General features: G+C 59.7%; 17 protein-coding genes and 1 tRNA gene. 5 read left to right on the forward strand and 13 right to left on the reverse strand.

The annotated features are described in order from the left end of the window. Positions 1 to 187: 187 nt before the first annotated feature. Positions 188 to 1,138 (forward strand): 2-hydroxyacid dehydrogenase, encoded by a 951-nt coding sequence (locus AC2CGQ_RS13730; RefSeq protein ID WP_021505698.1) that lies wholly within the window; start codon positions 188 to 190, stop codon positions 1,136 to 1,138. An 85-nt stretch (positions 1,139 to 1,223) separates the two neighbouring features. Further along, a complete protein-coding gene (locus tag AC2CGQ_RS13735; RefSeq protein WP_015378964.1) occupies positions 1,224 to 2,534 on the forward strand; it encodes an MFS transporter in 1,311 nt (436 codons plus the stop codon). 200 nt (positions 2,535 to 2,734) lie between these two features. On the opposite strand, the gene AC2CGQ_RS13740 is transcribed toward AC2CGQ_RS13735, so the two are convergent. From AC2CGQ_RS13740 to xerD, 6 genes are all read right to left on the reverse strand, one after another. Next, a tRNA-Gly gene (locus AC2CGQ_RS13740) sits at positions 2,735 to 2,808 on the reverse strand. A 147-nt stretch (positions 2,809 to 2,955) separates the two neighbouring features. Then, a complete protein-coding gene (gene lysS, locus AC2CGQ_RS13745; RefSeq protein ID WP_004931697.1) occupies positions 2,956 to 4,473 on the reverse strand; it encodes a lysine--tRNA ligase in 1,518 nt (505 codons plus the stop codon). 9 nt (positions 4,474 to 4,482) lie between these two features. After that, a protein-coding gene (prfB, locus tag AC2CGQ_RS13750; RefSeq protein ID WP_096242572.1) for a peptide chain release factor 2 occupies positions 4,483 to 5,581 on the reverse strand; the annotation gives its coding sequence in 2 pieces (ribosomal slippage) (positions 4,483 to 5,505 and positions 5,507 to 5,581; 1,098 coding nt in all). Positions 5,582 to 5,747: 166 nt separating this feature from the next. Continuing rightward, the gene (gene recJ / locus AC2CGQ_RS13755) at positions 5,748 to 7,481 is read right to left on the reverse strand and encodes a single-stranded-DNA-specific exonuclease RecJ (RefSeq protein WP_015378966.1); all 1,734 of its coding nucleotides are present in this window, start codon (positions 7,479 to 7,481) and stop codon (positions 5,748 to 5,750) included. A 6-nt stretch (positions 7,482 to 7,487) separates the two neighbouring features. Continuing rightward, entirely contained in the window at positions 7,488 to 8,204 is a 717-nt protein-coding gene (gene dsbC, locus AC2CGQ_RS13760; protein WP_004931688.1) for a bifunctional protein-disulfide isomerase/oxidoreductase DsbC, read from the reverse strand. A 26-nt stretch (positions 8,205 to 8,230) separates the two neighbouring features. After that, positions 8,231 to 9,130 (reverse strand): site-specific tyrosine recombinase XerD, encoded by a 900-nt coding sequence (gene xerD / locus AC2CGQ_RS13765; RefSeq protein WP_004931685.1) that lies wholly within the window; start codon positions 9,128 to 9,130, stop codon positions 8,231 to 8,233. 106 nt (positions 9,131 to 9,236) lie between these two features. On the opposite strand from xerD, the gene fldB reads away from it, so the two are divergent. Continuing rightward, on the forward strand, positions 9,237 to 9,755 hold the full coding sequence (gene fldB, locus AC2CGQ_RS13770) for a flavodoxin FldB (protein WP_004931683.1): 519 nt from the start codon (positions 9,237 to 9,239) through the stop codon (positions 9,753 to 9,755). Positions 9,756 to 9,789: 34 nt separating this feature from the next. On the opposite strand, the gene creD is transcribed toward fldB, so the two are convergent. The 5 genes from creD to sdhE form a co-directional block, all read right to left on the reverse strand. Continuing rightward, positions 9,790 to 11,154 (reverse strand): cell envelope integrity protein CreD, encoded by a 1,365-nt coding sequence (gene creD, locus AC2CGQ_RS13775; protein WP_484593724.1) that lies wholly within the window; start codon positions 11,152 to 11,154, stop codon positions 9,790 to 9,792. An 80-nt stretch (positions 11,155 to 11,234) separates the two neighbouring features. Next, positions 11,235 to 12,653: a two-component system sensor histidine kinase CreC gene (gene creC, locus AC2CGQ_RS13780; RefSeq protein ID WP_033632173.1), complete on the reverse strand. Its 1,419-nt coding sequence runs from the start codon at positions 12,651 to 12,653 to the stop codon at positions 11,235 to 11,237. Continuing rightward, a complete protein-coding gene (gene creB, locus AC2CGQ_RS13785; RefSeq protein ID WP_033632172.1) occupies positions 12,650 to 13,345 on the reverse strand; it encodes a two-component system response regulator CreB in 696 nt (231 codons plus the stop codon). The genes creC and creB overlap by 4 nt, the downstream gene beginning before the upstream one ends. Then, positions 13,345 to 13,767 (reverse strand): protein YgfX, encoded by a 423-nt coding sequence (locus tag AC2CGQ_RS13790; RefSeq protein ID WP_033632171.1) that lies wholly within the window; start codon positions 13,765 to 13,767, stop codon positions 13,345 to 13,347. Before AC2CGQ_RS13790 ends, creB begins: the two co-directional genes overlap by 1 nt. Beyond that, positions 13,748 to 14,014 carry an FAD assembly factor SdhE gene (sdhE, locus tag AC2CGQ_RS13795; RefSeq protein WP_004931679.1) on the reverse strand — a complete coding sequence of 89 codons (267 nt, stop codon included), beginning with the start codon at positions 14,012 to 14,014 and terminating at the stop codon, positions 13,748 to 13,750. The genes AC2CGQ_RS13790 and sdhE overlap by 20 nt, the downstream gene beginning before the upstream one ends. A gap of 320 nt (positions 14,015 to 14,334) precedes the next feature. On the opposite strand from sdhE, the gene ygfZ reads away from it, so the two are divergent. Then, positions 14,335 to 15,327 carry a tRNA-modifying protein YgfZ gene (gene ygfZ / locus AC2CGQ_RS13800; protein ID WP_044030542.1) on the forward strand — a complete coding sequence of 331 codons (993 nt, stop codon included), beginning with the start codon at positions 14,335 to 14,337 and terminating at the stop codon, positions 15,325 to 15,327. 38 nt (positions 15,328 to 15,365) lie between these two features. Here the strand turns inward: ygfZ and AC2CGQ_RS13805 are convergent, their stop codons facing one another. Then, complete coding sequence (locus AC2CGQ_RS13805) at positions 15,366 to 15,863, reverse strand: DUF2165 family protein (RefSeq protein WP_044030541.1); 498 nt, start codon at positions 15,861 to 15,863, stop codon at positions 15,366 to 15,368. 150 nt (positions 15,864 to 16,013) lie between these two features. Further along, positions 16,014 to 16,688, reverse strand: a complete 675-nt coding sequence (trhA, locus tag AC2CGQ_RS13810; protein ID WP_021505704.1) for a PAQR family membrane homeostasis protein TrhA — start codon at positions 16,686 to 16,688, stop codon at positions 16,014 to 16,016. Between the two features lie 183 nt (positions 16,689 to 16,871). Here trhA and AC2CGQ_RS13815 point away from each other — a divergent pair, with 183 nt between their 5' ends. Next, complete coding sequence (locus AC2CGQ_RS13815) at positions 16,872 to 17,480, forward strand: HD domain-containing protein (RefSeq protein ID WP_004931670.1); 609 nt, start codon at positions 16,872 to 16,874, stop codon at positions 17,478 to 17,480. The last annotated feature ends 20 nt before the right edge of the window (positions 17,481 to 17,500 follow it).

Genomic DNA, 17,500 nt, shown 5'->3' on the forward strand with positions numbered 1-17,500 from the left:
TCCCCTACGGGCATAATGGATTATTTTCCCCGATAATCACTGACAGAAACCACGAAATTGCACACGAGATCACGCCAGCAGTAACATGCTTTTTTAACACTCTTTGGCGTGATGCAGATCGCAAAAATAAGCGGTAAAAAAACGTCTGATACAGGGTATCCCCTATTTTTCAGACAGGATCGCAACGATGCACACTGACACTCAACCTACCATTTTACTTATCGCGCCGGTGATGGATGCTTTGCAAGCCGCGTTGGACGCCCGCTACCGGGTATTCCGTCTCTATGAACAATCAGATATTCCAGCCTTCCTGGTTCGCCATGGCGCAGACGTTCAGGCGGTGGTCACCCGTGGTGATGTGGGGGTAACCCGAGAGACGCTGGAGCAATTGCCGCAGGTGGGCATGATTGCTGTCTTTGGCGTGGGAACCGACGCTATCGATCTCGACTACACCCGGGAACGCCATATCAGCGTCGGGATCACCGCCGGCGTGCTGACCGATGATGTGGCAGATCTGGCTCTGGGGCTAATGCTGTCCGCCAGCCGCCGCCTCTGCCAAGGGGACCGATTTGTACGCGAAGGCCGCTGGGAAACGACGCCGCCACCGCTGGCGACCAAAGTGAGCGGTAAACGCATCGGTATTTTCGGCATGGGGAATATTGGCCAAGCCATCGCCCGCCGGGCGAAAGGCTTCGATATGACCATCCTGTATACTGACCGCCAGCGCAAAGACGGCCTGGATTACCAGTGGTGCGCCGATCTGCACACGCTCGCAGCACAGAGTGATTTCCTGGTGATCGCGGCATCCGGCAGTGCGGAAAACCGCGGGATTATTGATGCCAGTGTATTTAACGCCATGCCCGAACGCGCCTGGCTTATCAATATTGCCCGCGGCAGCCTGGTCGATGAGGCGGCGCTGATAAAGGCGTTACAAAATCATGTTATCGCCGGGGCCGCTCTGGATGTCTTTGAAAACGAACCCCATGTCCCGACAGCGTTCTTTGCTCTCGAGAATGTTCTGCTTCAACCCCATGTGGCCAGCGCTACCGTAGAAACTCGTCAGGGAATGAGCCAATCCGTTTTGGATAATCTGGCAGGTTATTTTTCACATCAGGATATTCCTGGGTTAATTCAATAAAAATGATCGTTTGAGTTACGAATAATCATTTTTATCCGCCAACTCAATATCCTCTGTGAATGGCGGATATCATCGAGACGCTATTATGACCGATAAAATACCAGGAACTCGCTGGCTGCGGGTTATCGCGCCGATCCTTATCACCTGTATTATTTCATTTATGGATCGCGTTAATATCAGCTTTGCTCTGCCGGGCGGCATGGAACAGGATTTAGGCATTACCAGCCAGATGGCTGGCGTGGCCAGCGGTATCTTTTTTATTGGTTATTTATTTCTGCAAATCCCTGGCGGACGACTTGCGGTTTACGGTAGCGGAAAACGTTTTATAGCCTGGTCGCTCGTGGCCTGGGCGATTGTCTCTATCGCCACCGGATTCGTCACCCATGAATATCAACTGCTCGTGCTGCGTTTTATTCTCGGGATCTCCGAAGGGGGAATGTTGCCCGTCGTGCTGACCATGGTAAGCAATTGGTTCCCGGAAAAAGAACTGGGGCGCGCCAATGCCTTTGTCATGATGTTTGCCCCACTAGGGGGGATGCTGACCGCCCCGGTTTCTGGCGCGATTATTGCCACTCTCGACTGGCGCTGGCTGTTCATTATCGAAGGCTTGCTGTCGGTCGTGGTGTTGACCATTTGGTGGCTGGTGATCAGTGACCGTCCGGAAGAGGCGCGTTGGCTACCGGCGAAGGAACGCGACTATTTATTGACCGAACTGGCCCGGGAGCGCAAAGCGCGGGAAGGGAGGGTGCCGGCAGCGAAGGCGCCGTTAAAAGCGGTGTTTCGCAACAAGGGATTGATGCGCCTGGTCGTGCTGAATTTCTTTTACCAGACCGGGGACTATGGATATACGTTGTGGCTGCCCACCATCTTGAAAAACCTGACCGGTGGCAGCATGGCCAATGTTGGGGTATTGGCGATCCTGCCGTTTGTTGCCACTCTGGCGGGGATTTATGTGATTTCGATGTTCAGCGATCGCAGCGGTAAACGCCGTTTGTGGGTCAGGATCTCCCTGTACTGTTTTGCGGCGGCGCTGATAGCCTCGGTGATCCTGCATGAGCACGTGGTGGCCGCCTATATCGCGCTGGTAGTGTGCGGCTTCTTCCTTAAAGCGGCGACCAGCCCCTTCTGGTCAATTCCCGGACGCATTGCGGCGGCGGAAGTGGCGGGCAGCGCACGCGGGGTGATCAACGGGCTGGGCAACCTCGGTGGGTTTTGCGGCCCCTATCTGGTAGGCGTCATGATTTATCTGTACGGACAGAACGTCGCGGTTTGCGCGCTGGCGGCATCGCTGTTGCTGGCAGGAAGTATCACCTTCCTGCTGCCGAAAGAATGCGACCGCTCCTGCGAAGAAACGGACAACCGCCTGCCATCCGGGGCTAAACAGAAGTGGAGTTAAACGGTAATGGCGCGCTGTGGGCAGCAACGGTGGCTCACACCCGCGTCAGGCTTGGGTGGCGCGTTGTGTTATCGCGGTTAAATGCCAGGCCAATGGCTTGAGCGACTCACACGCCAACCCGCACCAAACGGTGATGCGATCGTTGAGAATCAGCTTTTCTAAAAACGGTTATAACTCAATGGGGTGATGCATAGGGAGATTGGAGCGGGTGAAGGGAATCGAACCCTCGTATGCAGCTTGGGAAGCTGCCGTTCTACCATTGAACTACACCCGCATCGGTGTGCGACAGGCATTATAACCGGTTATCGGCGGCGGGCAAGCGGAGATGGCGCGTAACTGTCGATGTTTTAAGCGGTTAAGTCCCGTAGACGAAAAAAAACCGGCGCAGTCGCCTGCACCGGTTGTTGCACGCTAAACGGGATTATTTCTGTGGGCGCATCGCCGGGAACAGAATCACGTCGCGGATGGTGTGGCTGTTGGTGAACAGCATCACCATGCGGTCGATACCGATGCCCAGACCGGCAGTCGGCGGCAGGCCGTGCTCCAGTGCGGTGACGTAGTCTTCGTCGTAGAACATCGCTTCGTCGTCGCCGGCGTCTTTAGCATTCACCTGATCGGCGAAGCGTTGCGCCTGGTCTTCGGCGTCGTTCAGCTCGGAGAAACCGTTGCCGATTTCACGGCCGCCGATGAAGAACTCAAAGCGGTCGGTGATTTCCGGGTTCACGTCGTTGCGGCGCGCCAGCGGCGACACTTCAGCCGGGTACTCGGTGATGAAGGTCGGCTGAATCAGATGGCTTTCCGCCACTTCTTCGAAGATCTCGGTCACGACGCGGCCCAGGCCCCAGCTCTTCTCAACCTTGATGCCGATGGATTCGGCGATGGCCACCGCTTTGCCCATGTCGGCCAGGTCAGCCAGATCGGTTTCCGGACGGTATTTCTTGATCGCCTCGGTCATGGTCAGCTTCTCGAACGGCTTGCCGAAGTCGAACACTTCGTCGCCGTACTGCACCTGAGAGGTGCCCAGCACTTTCTCGGTCAGGGTGCGGAACAGGGTCTCGGTCAGCTCGATCAGGTCTTTGTAATCCGCGTAAGCCATGTAGAGTTCCATCATGGTGAACTCTGGGTTATGACGCGGAGAAACGCCTTCGTTGCGGAAGTTGCGGTTGATTTCGAACACGCGTTCGAAGCCGCCGACCACCAGACGCTTCAGATACAGTTCCGGCGCGATGCGCAGGTACATGTCGATATCCAGCGCATTGTGGTGCGTGATGAACGGACGCGCGGACGCGCCGCCCGGGATCACCTGCATCATCGGGGTTTCGACTTCCATGAAGCCGCGTTCCACCATGAAGTTACGGATAGCGGACATCACCTGCGAACGCACCTTGAAGGTGTTGCGCGATTCTTCGTTGGCGATCAGATCCAGGTAACGCTGGCGGTAACGGGTTTCCTGATCCGCCAGGCCGTGGAATTTGTCCGGCAGCGGACGCAGCGCTTTGGTCAGCAGACGCAGTTCGGTGCAGTGGATCGACAGTTCGCCGGTCTTGGTTTTGAACAGCTTGCCGCGCGCGCCGAGGATATCGCCCAGGTCCCACTTCTTGAACTGCTCGTTGTACACGCCTTCAGCCAGATCGTCGCGCGCGACGTACAGCTGAATGCGGCCGCCCACGTCCTGCAGCGTAACGAAGGATGCCTTGCCCATAATGCGGCGGGTCATCATGCGGCCGGCGACGGTCACTTCTACGCCCAGCGCTTCCAGCTCTTCGTTGTCTTTATCGCCGTACGCGGCGTGCAGTTTGTCGGAGGTGGAGTCGCGACGGAAGTCGTTCGGGAACGCAATGCCGTTCTCACGCAGGCCGGCCAGTTTCTCGCGGCGGGACTGCAGTTCGTTATTGAGATCCAGCGCCTGATCGGCGCCCTGTACTTGTTGTTCAGACATTTCTATTCCTCATAACCCGGCTTTCAAACTTGCCTCAATGAATTTATCCAGGTCGCCATCCAGTACGGCCTGCGTGTTACGCGTTTCGACGTTGGTGCGCAAATCCTTGATGCGGGAGTCATCCAGCACGTAAGAACGGATTTGGCTGCCCCAGCCGATGTCGGACTTGTTGTCTTCCATCGTCTGCTTATCAGCATTTTTCTTTTGCATCTCAAACTCGTACAGCTTGGCTCGCAGCTGTTTAAACGCTTGATCCTTGTTCTTATGCTGAGAACGATCGTTCTGGCACTGCACCACGATGTTGGTTGGCAGGTGAGTAATACGTACGGCGGATTCGGTTTTGTTGACGTGCTGACCGCCCGCACCGGAGGCGCGGTACACGTCGATACGCAGATCCGCCGGGTTGATTTCGATATCGATATCGTCGTCGACTTCCGGGTAGATGAACACCGAGCTGAACGAGGTGTGGCGACGGCCGCCGGAGTCGAACGGACTCTTGCGCACCAGGCGATGCACGCCGGTTTCAGTGCGCAACCAGCCGAACGCGTAGTCGCCGATGATCTTGATGGTGGCCGATTTCAGGCCCGCGACGTCGCCGTCGGACTCTTCGATCACTTCGGTCTTGAAGCCCTTGGCTTCAGCCCAACGCAGGTACATGCGCAGCAGCATGCTGGCCCAGTCCTGCGCTTCGGTGCCGCCGGAGCCGGCCTGGATATCCAGGTAGCAGTCGGCGCTGTCGTATTCGCCGGAGAACATGCGGCGGAATTCCAACTGATCCAGCTTGCTCATCAGTTGATCCAGCTCGGCGACCGCTTCGTTGAAGGTCTCTTCATCGTCGGCTTCCACCGCCAGTTCCAGCAGCCCGCCGACGTCTTCGCCGCCCTGCTCCAGCTGATCGATGGTTTCAACGATGGCTTCCAGCGCGGCGCGCTCTTTGCCGAGCGCCTGCGCGCGCTCCGGCTCGTTCCAGACGTCCGGCTGTTCCAGCTCGGCGTTGACTTCTTCTAGGCGTTCCTTCTTGGCATCATAGTCAAAGATACCCCCTAAGAACCGCAGTCCGCTCGGACAGGTCCTGAATTCGGTTTTTTACCGGGTTAATTTCAAACATGGTTTCGTTCTTTTACGTTGATGTCGTCGATGGCGGAATGCCATTGGAACCGCTAATTCTAACGGATCCGGGCGGCAGTTTATAGCGAGCTGGTCAGTTTTTGTGGCGATCGGGAAGGATGCCGGGGATTGGAGAGCCCAATCCCCGAATTGTGTTCAATTTCGCCTCAGCGCGGCCAAAGATGCTGGATCAGCAGTTGCACGTTGCGGTTGCCGCGAAACTCGTTGACGTCGAGCTTGTAGGCCAGTTCCACTTCGCGCACGCTGCTGTCCGGCCACAGCGTGGTATCCACGTTAAACGCGATGCCGTCGAGCAGCGGGCCGCCGCCGAGCGGTTCCACCATCAGCTTCAGGTGTTTCTCGCCCACCAGCCGCTGCTGCAGAATGCGGAACTTGCCGTCGAAGGTCGGTTCCGGGAACGCCTGGCCCCACGGGCCGCCCTCGCGCAGCAGCTCCGCCGTGGTCAGCGACAGCTCCTGCATCGCCAGTTCGCCGTCGGACCAGATAACCCCTTCCAGCATCGCCGGATCGAGCCATTCCCCCACCAGCTCGCCGAAACGCTGGCGGAACTCGTCGAATTTGGCCTCTTCCAGCGACAGCCCGGCCGCCATCGCGTGGCCGCCGAACTTCATCATCAGCCCGGGGTTCAGCATATCCAGCCGCTCCAGCGCGTCGCGCATGTGCAGGCCGGGCACCGAACGGCCGGAGCCCTTCAGGATGCCGTCGCCCGCCGGCGCGAACGCGATCACCGGGCGGTGGAAACGCTCTTTGATGCGCGAAGCGAGGATGCCCACCACGCCCTGATGCCATTCCGGGTGATACATCGCCAACCCATAAGGCAGCTCGGTGCTGGTGCGCTCCAGCTGATCGCACAGCTGCAGAGCTTCCACCTGCATGCCCTGCTCTATCTCGCGGCGCGTCTGGTTCAGCGCATCGAGATCGTTGGCCAGCATGCGCGCCTGCGCAATGTCGTCGCTCAGCAGCAGCGCCACGCCGATAGACATGTCGTCCAACCGGCCGGCGGCGTTGAGGCGCGGGCCGAGGGCGAAACCGAGATCGTTGGCCGCCAGCTGGCGGGCGTCGCGGTTGGCCACCTCAAGCAGCGCGCGGATGCCCGGTCGGCATTTGCCGGCGCGGATGCGGTTTAACCCCTGATACACCAGAATGCGGTTGTTGGCGTCCAGCGGCACCACGTCGGCCACGGTGCCGAGCGCCACCAGATCCAGCAGTTCCGCCAGATTCGGCATCGCCAGCGCGCGCTGCTCGAACCAGCCGCTGTCCCGCAGCCGGGCGCGCAGCGCCAGCATCAGGTAGAACGCCACGCCTACCCCCGCCAGCGATTTGGACGGGAAGGCGCAGCCGCGCAGGTTGGGATTGACGATCGCTTCAGCCGCCGGCAGGGTCTCGCCCGGCAGGTGGTGATCGGTCACCAGCACCTGCATGCCTTTGGCGTGCGCCACGTCGACGCCGGCGTGGGAGGAGATGCCGTTATCGACGGTGACAATGAGTTCTGCGCCGCGCGCCGCCGCCTGCTCCACCACTTCAGGGCTCAGGCCGTAGCCGTCTTCGAAGCGGTTTGGCACCAGATAATCGACGGCTGCGCCGCCCATGCTGCGCAGCGCCAACACCGTCAGCGCGGTGCTGGTGGCGCCATCGGCGTCGAAATCGCCCACCACCATGATGCGGCGGCCGTCGGCCAGCGCCTGTTGCAGCAGGCTGACGGCGTCGTCGATACCGTCCAACTGTTGCCAGGGCAGCATGCCCTTGACGCTGCGTTCCAACTCTTGCTCAGCCTGCACGCCGCGCAGGGCGTAAAGCCGGCGCAGCAGCGGCGGCAAACTGGCGGGCAGATGCGTGTCGTCCGCCGCCGGGCGGCGGCGTAGTTGCGTTTTGATACTCACCGGCGATTAACCACCGGCTTTGGTGGCGGCCTGGTGCGCATCCAGCATGGCGGCCATCTCTTTCGGCCCCTGATAGCCCGGGATCATCATGCCGTTTTCCAGGATGATGGCCGGCGTGCCCTGAATGCCGAACTGTACGCCCAGCTCGTAATGCTTGCTGATGTCGGTTTTACAGGTCGCCGGAGAAACGGCGTCGCCCTTCATGGCGGCGTCGAACGCCTTGGCCTTGTCGGCGGTGCACCAGATCGACTGCATGTCTTTTTCAGCCTGGGATGCCAGCCCCTGGCGCGGGAATGCCAGGTAACGCACGGTAATACCCAGATCGTTGTACTCTTTCATCTGCTGATGCAGCTTGTGACAGTAACCGCAGGTGATGTCGGTGAACACGGTGATCACGTGTTTCTCTTTCGGCGCCTTGTACACGATCATCTGATCTTTCAGCGCGTCCATCTTGCTGCTCAGCAGTTGGTTGGTCACGTTGACCGGCTCTTTGCCGCTGACGTCGAACAGCGGGCCCTGCAGGATGTGCTTGCCGTCTTCGGAGGCGTACAGCACGCCGCTGTCGGTCAGCACGGTTTTCAGGCCGTTGACCGGTGAAGGCTGCACGTCCGCCTGCTGGATGCCCAGGCTGGCGAGCGCTTTTTTGATCGCCGCGTCATCGGCATGGGCGGCGCCGGCCACCGAGGCCACCAGCAGTGAAAGCAGCATTAAACCTTTTTTCATTATTCCAATCCTTTCGAACCCGCCGCTCAGGCGCGCGGGTGATGCTGTTGATGTAGCTGTTTCAGTCGTTCGGTCGCTACATGAGTATAAATTTGCGTGGTCGAGAGATCGCTGTGCCCTAACAACATCTGTACGACACGGAGATCGGCCCCATGGTTCAGCAAATGGGTAGCGAACGCGTGCCGCAACACGTGCGGCGACAGACGCTCGCTGTCGATGCCCGCAAGGATGGCATAGTGTTTGATGCGATGCCAGAACGTCTGTCGGGTCATTTGCTGGCAGCGGGTGCTGGGGAACAGCACATCCAGCGTCTGGCCGTTGACCAGCCATGGGCGGCCGTGCTCCAGATAATTTTCGATCCAGTAGACCGCCTCTTCGCCCAGCGGCACCAGCCGCTCCTTGTTGCCCTTGCCGATCACCCGCACCACGCCCTGACGCAGGCTGACGTCGCTGATGTTCAGCCCCACCAGCTCGGAAACCCGCAGCCCGGTGGCGTACAACACTTCGAGCATCGCCTTGTCGCGCAGCTCCAGCGGCTGATCGACGCAGGGCGCCTGCAGCAACGCATCGACCTGCGCCTCGCTCAGATCCTTCGGCAAGCGCTGCGGCAGTTTGGGAGACGCCAGCTGCGCGGTGGGATCGTCGGCGCGCAGCTTTTCGCGGTACAGATATTGAAACAGGCGCCTCATGGCGCTCAACAAACGCGCGGAGCTGGTGGCTTTGTAACCGCCATCCACCCGCTCGGCGAGAAACGCCTGCAGATCCAGCGCCTGCGCCTGCAGCAAATCGGTCTTCTGCTGGCCAAGCCAGGCGCCCAGGGCCTGCAAATCCAGCCGATAGGAGGCCAGCGTATTTTCCGCCAGATTACGCTCAAGCCACAGCGCATCCAGGAATTGTTCAATCAGCGCATTGTCTTGCTGTTGCACGCGGTCCTCTCTTTGTTGCATTTCCACCCGCGCCATTATGCCTTAAGCCGGCGCAAATCAGGTATACTCGCTGCAATTCTCTAAACAGCAACGTAACGGTTTACACATGAAGATTGGTCTGTTTTACGGCTCCAGCACCTGCTACACCGAAATGGCGGCAGAAAAAATCCGTGAGATTCTGGGTGAAGACCTGGTCGACCTGCACAACCTGAAAGACGTCTCGCCCAAGCTGATGGAGGACTATTCCATTCTGATCCTCGGCATCCCGACCTGGGATTTCGGCGAACTGCAGGAAGACTGGGAAGCGATCTGGCCGCAGCTGGCGGCGCTGGATCTGAAAGGCAAAATCGTCGCCATGTACGGCATGGGCGATCAGCTCGGTTACGGTGAGTGGTTCCTCGACGCGCTGGGCATGCTGCACGATCACATCGCGCCGCTGGGCGTACAGTTCATCGGCTTCTGGCCCACTGAGGGTTTCGAGTTCACCAGCCCCAAACCGCTGAGCGCCGACGGCAAACACTTCGTCGGCCTGGCGCTCGATGAGGTCAACCAATACGATCTGAGCGAAGAGCGCCTGCAGCAATGGTGCGAACAGATCCTGTTGGAGATGGAGCCGCTGCTGTAGCCGCTATCGGGCGCGTAGCGCCCGATTTCCCTCACTATTTCCACAGCCGGAAGCGTGGCTCGTCTTCCCCGGCCGGCGTTTCCTTGGTCAAACGCGCCGGATCGGCCACCTGATACCAGTCCAGCTTGCGCGTCAACAGCATAATGCCCGCCAGAATGGCGAACAGCAGCCCAGCCCCCAGCACCAACGCATTGTCCTCCGACTGCAACAGCAAATAGAGCACGCCGTACAACAGCAATAGGCTCGCGGCGAACAGCGTACCGCGCAGCTTGCCGCGCAGTACGGCGCACAGATAGAAGCCGATCAGGCCGCTGCAGGCGATGCTGGCCGCCAGGTAAGCGAGAGCGAATCCCAGGTGTTCGGAGAAAGCCAGCAGAATCAGGTAGAACAACACCAGCGCCGCGCCGACCAGCAGGTACTGAATCGGATGCACCCGCAGCCCGGTCAGGGTTTCGAACAGGAAAAACGCCATAAACGTCAGCCCGATAAACAACAGCGCGTATTTGACCGCGCGCTCGGTCAGCTGATAGTGATCGACCGGTTCGACCAGGCTGGCGCTGAAGGCCGGCAGTTTGTCCTCGTCGATAATGCCATCGTCGTAATGGAACCCACTGTTGATGTTGTTGGCGAACCAGGTGCTGCGCCAGCGAGCGCTAAACCCTTGCTCCGTCACCTTACGTTCATCCGGCAGGAAGTTGCCGAGGAAATTCGGGTGTGGCCAGTTGCTTTGCAGTTGCAGCTCGCTGCTGCGCCCCAGCGGCACCAGCGACAGGCTGCTGGTGCCCGCCAGCGTCAGGGTAAAGTCGGCGTTCAGCCCCTCTTTTTGTTGCAGAGCCGCCAGCGTCAGCGGTGCGTGGATCCCCTGACGCAACAAACCCACGCCGGTGCCCGGTTCAAACGCCACCGGCTGCGGTGTTGCCAGCGGGGAAATGCGCTTGATGCCGCGAGAGTCGCTCAGCGCCACCAGCAGGAACGGCTGGCCGACGGTCACGTTGGCGCGTTGCAAATCCGACAGCTCCGGCTGGCCGAAACGCACCTTGAAGTTTAGCGGCCCCTGGTAAACCTGTGTCTGATAAATGCCCAGCTTGCGCACCTCCACATTCGGCGCGCCCTGTACCTGAAGCGACTCCGGCAGCACATAGCGGTAATGCTGCACTCGCTGCACCACCGTTTGCCCTTTCTCGTCTTTCTTCTCTTCTTGTTCGACGTAGGGAATGACAATCAACGGACCGAGTATGCGCTGAGCCCCGCTGGTGCTTTCGCTCACCTGCCCGACCACGCTTTGCCGATAGCCGCTGCGTTCGTCGATCACGCTCATCAGTTGGGTGATGGGGATCAACATCACCACCATCAATCCCAGCAGCGTGGTTATTTTCCAGAAAAGTACCGATTTCATCATGCTCACTCCTCGTAGGTAATGAGGCCACGATAAAACCCGCTGGTGAAATCAGAATGTGGTTATGTGAAGGGAAGGTGAAGTCACAGCGATAAAATGAAAGTCGCTTCCACCCCGTGCGGCCGGCGGTTGCGCAGGTGAATGCCGCCATGATGCAGACGCGCGACCTCCTGCACGAAGTTCAGGCCCAGCCCGCTGCTTTTCGGCCGTTCGGCGCGCGGCAGCGAATAAAAACGCTCAAACACCTTATCGAGCGCATAGTCCGGAATGCCGCTGCCGTCATCGCAAACGCTGATGCAATAACGCTGTTCCCGCCGTTCGCCTCGCACGCTGACGCAACCGCCCGGCGGGGTAAAGTCGATCGCGTTGTCCAGCAGGTTGGTCAGCGCCTGGCTGATCAGCAACGCATCGCCGTTCAGCGTCACCTCCGCCAACGCCTCCAGTTGCAATCTGACGCCGCGCTGCGTCGCCTGCGCCTCTTTGCCCGCCACCGTCTGGCCGATCAGCGCCGCGATCGCGAGGGGCGCGGTCTCCATTTCTGGCCGGCTCTCCAGCCGCGCCTGCACCAGCAGTTTGTCCACCAGTTGCTGGATACGTGCGCTTTGCTGCTCAATATTGGTGAGAAAGCGCCGGGCTGTCTCCGGCGGTGGCAGCTCCTGCAACAGCTCCGCCGCCCCCCGGATCGCCGCCAGCGGGCTTTTCAGCTCATGCGTCAGGGTATGTGCATACTGTTCGATATAAGCTTTGCCTTCCAGCTTCAGACGCATGCTCTCCAACGCCTGCGCCAGCTGCGTCAATTCCCGGCCGCCCACTTTGGGCAACGGCGCGGTTTCCCCTTGCGCCACCCCGTCGGCATAACGCACCAGCCGGCCTATGGAACGGTTGATCCACCAGACGAACGCCGCCCCGATCAGCAGCGCGATCCCCAGCAGCAATGCGCCGGCCCACAAAATGCGCCGTTCGCTGCGTTTGATCACCGGCGCCATGGTGCTGTTGGGCTTGCCCACGGTAAGCACGCCGATAATATGCCCTTGTTCTATCACCGGCGCGGCCACATACATCACCGAACTGTTTTCATCCTGCGGGTCGCTGCGGGTGCTGCGGGCGCCGTATTGGCCGCGCAGCGTCCGATAAACGTCATTCCAGCGGGAATAATCCTGCCCCTGCGCGCGGCCGGCGGAATCGAAGATGACCTTGCCTCGCGCATCGGTAAGATAGACGTGGTATTCGCTGCGATCCTTGCGGATGCCGGAGATATTGGCGCCGATCGGCCGCTGGTTCAGCTGCGTAAACGCCTGCGCCAGTTGGCCATGCGCCGCATCGCCGCGCTGCATGTCCTGACGGGCGATCTGCGCCAGCAGATTGGCGGTATCCACCAGCGTGCCTTCGGTGGCGCGCCGCACGCCGGGCTTCACTTCCTGGACGAAAATGCTCAGCACGAAGTACCCGGCCACCGCCACAATCAGGAAATATCCCAGCAGCAGGCGCAGGCCAATTTTCATGGCTGGCGGCTCACGCTGTAGCCCAATCCGCGGTGGGTGTGGATCGGCGGCTCACCGGGTTCAACCGCACGCAGCTTGGCGCGCAGGGTTTTTATGTGGGTATCGACGGTGCGCTCCAGGCTTTCTTCCGCCTGCGCCCAAACGCTTTCCATCAGTTGCTGCCGCGAGAACACCCGTCCAGGCGCCAACAACAGTGTCTTCAGCAACAGGTATTCATAACGGGTCAGCGGCAGCGGCCGCTGATGGTAGGAGATGGTGGCCGCGTCTTCGTCGAGGACGAAAGCGCCGAAATGGTAGCGCGCGCTCTGTTGCAGGCGCTGCTGCTTATGCAGGCGGCGCAAAATGGTGCGCACCCGTGCGCTGACCTCGCGCGGGGAGAACGGCTTGGCGACATAGTCGTCGGCGCCGATCTCCAGCCCGATCAGGCGATCCACTTCATCACTGCGGGCGGTAAGAAACAGAATCGGCAGGTCGGCCGCCTGAGCCAACAGGCGGCGACACAATTCAAAGCCGTTGATATCCGGCAAACCAACATCGAGGATAGCGAGCGCGGGCGCCCCCTGCGCCAGTGCCTGCAACGCCGGCTCCGCGCGTTCGAACCAACGTACCTCGAAGCCTTCGCTCTCCAGCGTGTAAACCAGCGTATCGGCAATGCTGGGTTCATCCTCCACCAACCAGAGTACGGGTTTCATCAGGACTCCTCGCCGTCACCCGCCGGCGGATACAGCAACAGCTGCCGCAGGTGGCGCCATTCCTCTTTGCTCATGCAGTCGGAAGCCAGCCACAGCCGGCGGCGCTTTTTGCCTTCCATCGGCTGTAGCGTCAACAGCATGCCGTAACCCGGCATCCACGGTTTTTTCGCCAGTCGCCACTCGCGGCCGTGCCAGCTGAAACGCCGATCCGCCAGCAGCCGCAGCTCGCCCTGCACCGCGGCGATGCGCTTCTGGCTGCGAATGCACTGAAACACCACCAGCGTCAGCAGCACCAGCCAGAGCGGGCCAAAGCCTTCCGGCCAGGGCGAAATCAGGATCAGCAGGATCAGAACGCCGTGGGTCAACAGTGAAAACAGCTGGGTGCGCCAGGAAATGCGGATATCACATCGCCACTGGGCCACGGTCTTTATTTCGCGTTTGGATCAGGGTCACCATTCTCTGCAGCTCGCCGTCCTGCGGCGCGCCATGATTCATCAGCCAGTTGAACAAATCGGGATCGTCGCACTCCAGCAGGCGGATAAACAGCGCCTTGTCCGCGTCATTCAGGCTGTCGTATTCGTATTCGAAGAACGGCATGATGGAGATGTCCAGCTCGCGCATGCCACGGCGGCAAGCCCAGTGAATACGTGCTTTGTTGTTAATATCCATGTTGTTATGACTCACCTCTTTTCAGCGCGGCAGCGCCAGCGCAGGGTTCAAATGACACACTGTATGGCAACGCCGTCGCAATATAATTCCATCAACCGGGGATCTGTCTGCAAGGGTGCCCTGGCCGCAAGCCTATAGAGTAACAATTTGACATACACGCCGGGAAGGCGCTTTGTGGCGGAAAACGCAATAAAGCGCAAAATGCCAAAAAAAGCGCACCCCGGCGCCGCGGCGCGAATAACAGTTTGCAAAGCCCGTCGCCTCTTTTACCATGGGTCCAATACCCTTCAGGTAAGCTAAACGTTGAGCAGGAACTTACTATGGCGCATAACATTCCATTCCCACCCCGTCAGCCCTCCGCTTCCACCCATCTGCCCCTGACGCTGATCTCGCTGGAAGATTGGGCGCTGGTGACGCTGAACGGGCCGGACACGGTGAAATATCTCCAGGGCCAGGTGACGGCGGACATCGACGCGCTGGCGGCCGATCAACACGTGCTGTGCGCCCACTGCGACGCCAAGGGCAAAATGTGGAGCAACCTGCGTCTGTTCCACCGTGGCGAAGGCTTCGCCTATCTGGAGCGCCGCAGCGTGCTGGACAGCCAACTGGCGGAAATCAAAAAATACGCGGTGTTCTCCAAAGTCACCATCGCCGCCGATAATGACGCGGTATTGCTGGGTGTCGCCGGTTTCCAGGCGCGCGCCGCGCTGGCGGGCCTGTTCGCCACGCTGCCAAGCGCTGAGCACCCGGTAGTGCAGGACGGCGAGACCACGATTCTGCACTTCAATGCGCCGGCGGAACGTTTTCTGCTGGTGACACGCCCCGCCGTGGCCGAACAGCTGATCGGCAAACTGCATGACCAGGCGGAACGGAATGACAGCAGCCAGTGGCTGGCGCTGGAGATCGAAGCCGGTTATCCGGTTATCGACGCCGCCAACAGCGCGCAGCTGATCCCGCAGGCCACCAACCTCCAGGCGCTGGAAGGCATCAGTTTCAGCAAGGGCTGCTATACCGGTCAGGAGATGGTGGCACGCGCCAAGTTCCGCGGCGCCAACAAACGTGCGCTCTACTGGCTGGAAGGTAAAGCGGCTCGCGCCCCGCAGGCGGCGGAAGATCTGGAGCTGCAGCTGGGGGAAAACTGGCGTCGCACCGGCACCGTACTGGCGTCGAGCCAGTTAGCCGACGGTACGCTGTGGGTGCAGGTGGTGATGAACAACGATCTGGATGCCGACAGCAAGCTGCGGGTGCGCGACGATGCCGCCAGCCAGCTGGCGATCAAACCGTTGCCCTACTCGCTGGCCGAAGAGAAATAATCCGTCGGCCGCAGGCCCCCTGCCTGCGGCCATCTTCGTTACTCGTCCAACTCCCCGTCGCGCTGCACCAGATAGATCAGCACCAAGATGATGGTGACGAAGAAGCGAAACGCGCTCGGCACGCCGTTCCATTGCTGCGACATCCACATGCCGAACCACTCCCCCCCAATCGACATAAAACCGACCTGCCAGGTAAGGAAGCCCAGCGTCAGCCCCGCTACCGCCCATTTTTTGCGGCCGTTGAAAGCGTTGGCGGGCAGTTTCAGGCCGCACAGCAGGCGCAGGCCACCAATCCAGCACAGCAGCGCGGTCAGACTCTCCAACGCAATGATGAAAATATAACCGGCGTGATGCAGCCACGGCGTCTGTATCGAGCGGTAGCCGATGGTGGCGTCGGGGAAAAGGGTATCCATCATAAAGACGTGGCGCACGAAGGCGAAATTGGAGCCGTAGTCGGTGAGGTTGCCGAAGGCCACCAGCGAAGCGAACAAGGCGATAGCGCAGACCAGCAGCGCTTTGGATAAGCGAACGATCATCTTGATGAGTCCTGAACAGAGGTTAGAGAAACGGTATGCGGGCTCAGAAATGAAAGACAGGGCTTGCTGGATACCCGAAAGAAGCAAGCGCCTCTTTTTTAAAACAAAAGAGGCGCCTGTTCAATACGCATTCAGACGTAGCGGCAACGCTTAGACGTACAGGTAGATCGCCATGAAGTGGCAGGCGCTGCCGCCGAGCACGAAGCCGTGCCAGATGGCGTGGCCAAAGCGAATGCGCTTGGAGGCATAGAAAATCACGCCCAGGGTGTAGACCACCCCGCCGATCGCCAGCAGCGTGACGCCGCCGGCCTCCAGCCGCGTAACCAGCTGATAAATCACGATCAGCGACAGCCAGCCCATCGTCAGGTAGGTCACCAGCGACAGGGCTTCAAAACGGTGGGCGAAGGCCAGCTTGAACAGTACGCCAAGCAGCGCCAACCCCCAGATTACCGCCATCAGGCCCTTCGCCAGCGGCGAATCCAGCCCTACCAGCAAGAACGGCGTGTAAGTGCCGGCAATCAGGAGATAAATGGCGCAGTGGTCAAATTTTTTCAGCCAATGCTTGGCCTTTTGATGCGGGATCGCATGGTACAGCGTAGAAGCGAGAAACAGCAGGATCATGCTGCCGCCGTACAGGCTGTAACTGGTGATGGCCGTCGCATCGGCGCCGGTATTCACCGCCTGCACCAGCAGCAACACCAGGCCGACAATACCGAACACCAGCCCGATGCCGTGGCTGATGCTGTTGGCGATCTCTTCCGCCCACGGATAAGCCGCGGTGACAATCTTATTGTTCCCGGCTTTCACTACGTCCGTTTTCCCCATAACGCGCAACCCCTCAAAATGCCCTGCTTTGTGCGAAATTAACGCAAAGCAGCTTAACTGAGAATAATTCCAGTGTACACGTGTACGCTAAAATAAAAATGTGAACGCGTGTAACCATCGAAATCCCCCGCCCGCTGGTCTACAATCGTCAGGCTTCAACCCACCCACCTTGAGGTTTACACCATGTCATCCGCTGTACCCGCGTTAGATTTCGGTTCAATGACCCAGGCCATCCAGTTCCTGATGGAAATCGATAAGTTGAAAGGCGTGCAACGCCGCACCAAGGTACTGGGCACCCAGCGCCAGGAAAACTCCGCCGAACACAGCTGGCATTTCGCCATCGCCGCCATGAGCCTGGCGCCCTACGCCGGTGATGACGTAGACATTCAGCGCGTGATCCAGATGGCGCTGCTGCATGACATCGTGGAAATCGACGCCGGCGACGTGCTGGTCTACGATCTGGCGGCCCGCGCGGCGATCCACGATCAGGAAGTGGCGGCGGCGCGCCGTCTGTTCGGCATGTTGCCGGAGGCTCAGCGCGAGTATTTCACCGCTTTATGGCAGGAATATGAAGACGGCGAAAGCGCCGATGCGCGCTTTGCCTTGCTGCTGGATCGCACCATGCCGATGCTGATGAATCTGCACAATGAAGGCCAGAGCTGGGTAGAAAACGGCATCAGCCTGGAGCAGGTGCTGGCGCGCAATGCGTCGATCGCCGACGTGCATCCCGAGCTGTGGCGCCATATGGAGCAACATCTGCGGGACGCGCAGCGCAAAGGCTGGTTGAAGTAAGGGAGCCGGGCTGCCGCCTC

The organism is Serratia sp. DFXYC6, assembly GCF_057196085.1.

What these genes read in the sequence shown, in the direction of transcription:
- sdhE (WP_004931679.1), bottom strand. Translation starts at nt 14,014, where the DNA reads ATGGATATTAACAACAAAGCACGTATTCACTGGGCTTGCCGCCGTGGC.
- lysS (WP_004931697.1), bottom strand. Translation starts at nt 4,473, where the DNA reads ATGTCTGAACAACAAGTACAGGGCGCCGATCAGGCGCTGGATCTCAAT.
- AC2CGQ_RS13815 (WP_004931670.1), top strand. Translation starts at nt 16,872, where the DNA reads ATGTCATCCGCTGTACCCGCGTTAGATTTCGGTTCAATGACCCAGGCC.
- dsbC (WP_004931688.1), bottom strand. Translation starts at nt 8,204, where the DNA reads ATGAAAAAAGGTTTAATGCTGCTTTCACTGCTGGTGGCCTCGGTGGCC.
- fldB (WP_004931683.1), top strand. Translation starts at nt 9,237, where the DNA reads ATGAAGATTGGTCTGTTTTACGGCTCCAGCACCTGCTACACCGAAATG.
- AC2CGQ_RS13730 (WP_021505698.1), top strand. Translation starts at nt 188, where the DNA reads ATGCACACTGACACTCAACCTACCATTTTACTTATCGCGCCGGTGATG.
- creD (WP_484593724.1), bottom strand. Translation starts at nt 11,154, where the DNA reads ATGATGAAATCGGTACTTTTCTGGAAAATAACCACGCTGCTGGGATTG.
- AC2CGQ_RS13735 (WP_015378964.1), top strand. Translation starts at nt 1,224, where the DNA reads ATGACCGATAAAATACCAGGAACTCGCTGGCTGCGGGTTATCGCGCCG.
- creC (WP_033632173.1), bottom strand. Translation starts at nt 12,653, where the DNA reads ATGAAAATTGGCCTGCGCCTGCTGCTGGGATATTTCCTGATTGTGGCG.
- trhA (WP_021505704.1), bottom strand. Translation starts at nt 16,688, where the DNA reads ATGGGGAAAACGGACGTAGTGAAAGCCGGGAACAATAAGATTGTCACC.
- ygfZ (WP_044030542.1), top strand. Translation starts at nt 14,335, where the DNA reads ATGGCGCATAACATTCCATTCCCACCCCGTCAGCCCTCCGCTTCCACC.
- creB (WP_033632172.1), bottom strand. Translation starts at nt 13,345, where the DNA reads ATGAAACCCGTACTCTGGTTGGTGGAGGATGAACCCAGCATTGCCGAT.
- AC2CGQ_RS13805 (WP_044030541.1), bottom strand. Translation starts at nt 15,863, where the DNA reads ATGATCGTTCGCTTATCCAAAGCGCTGCTGGTCTGCGCTATCGCCTTG.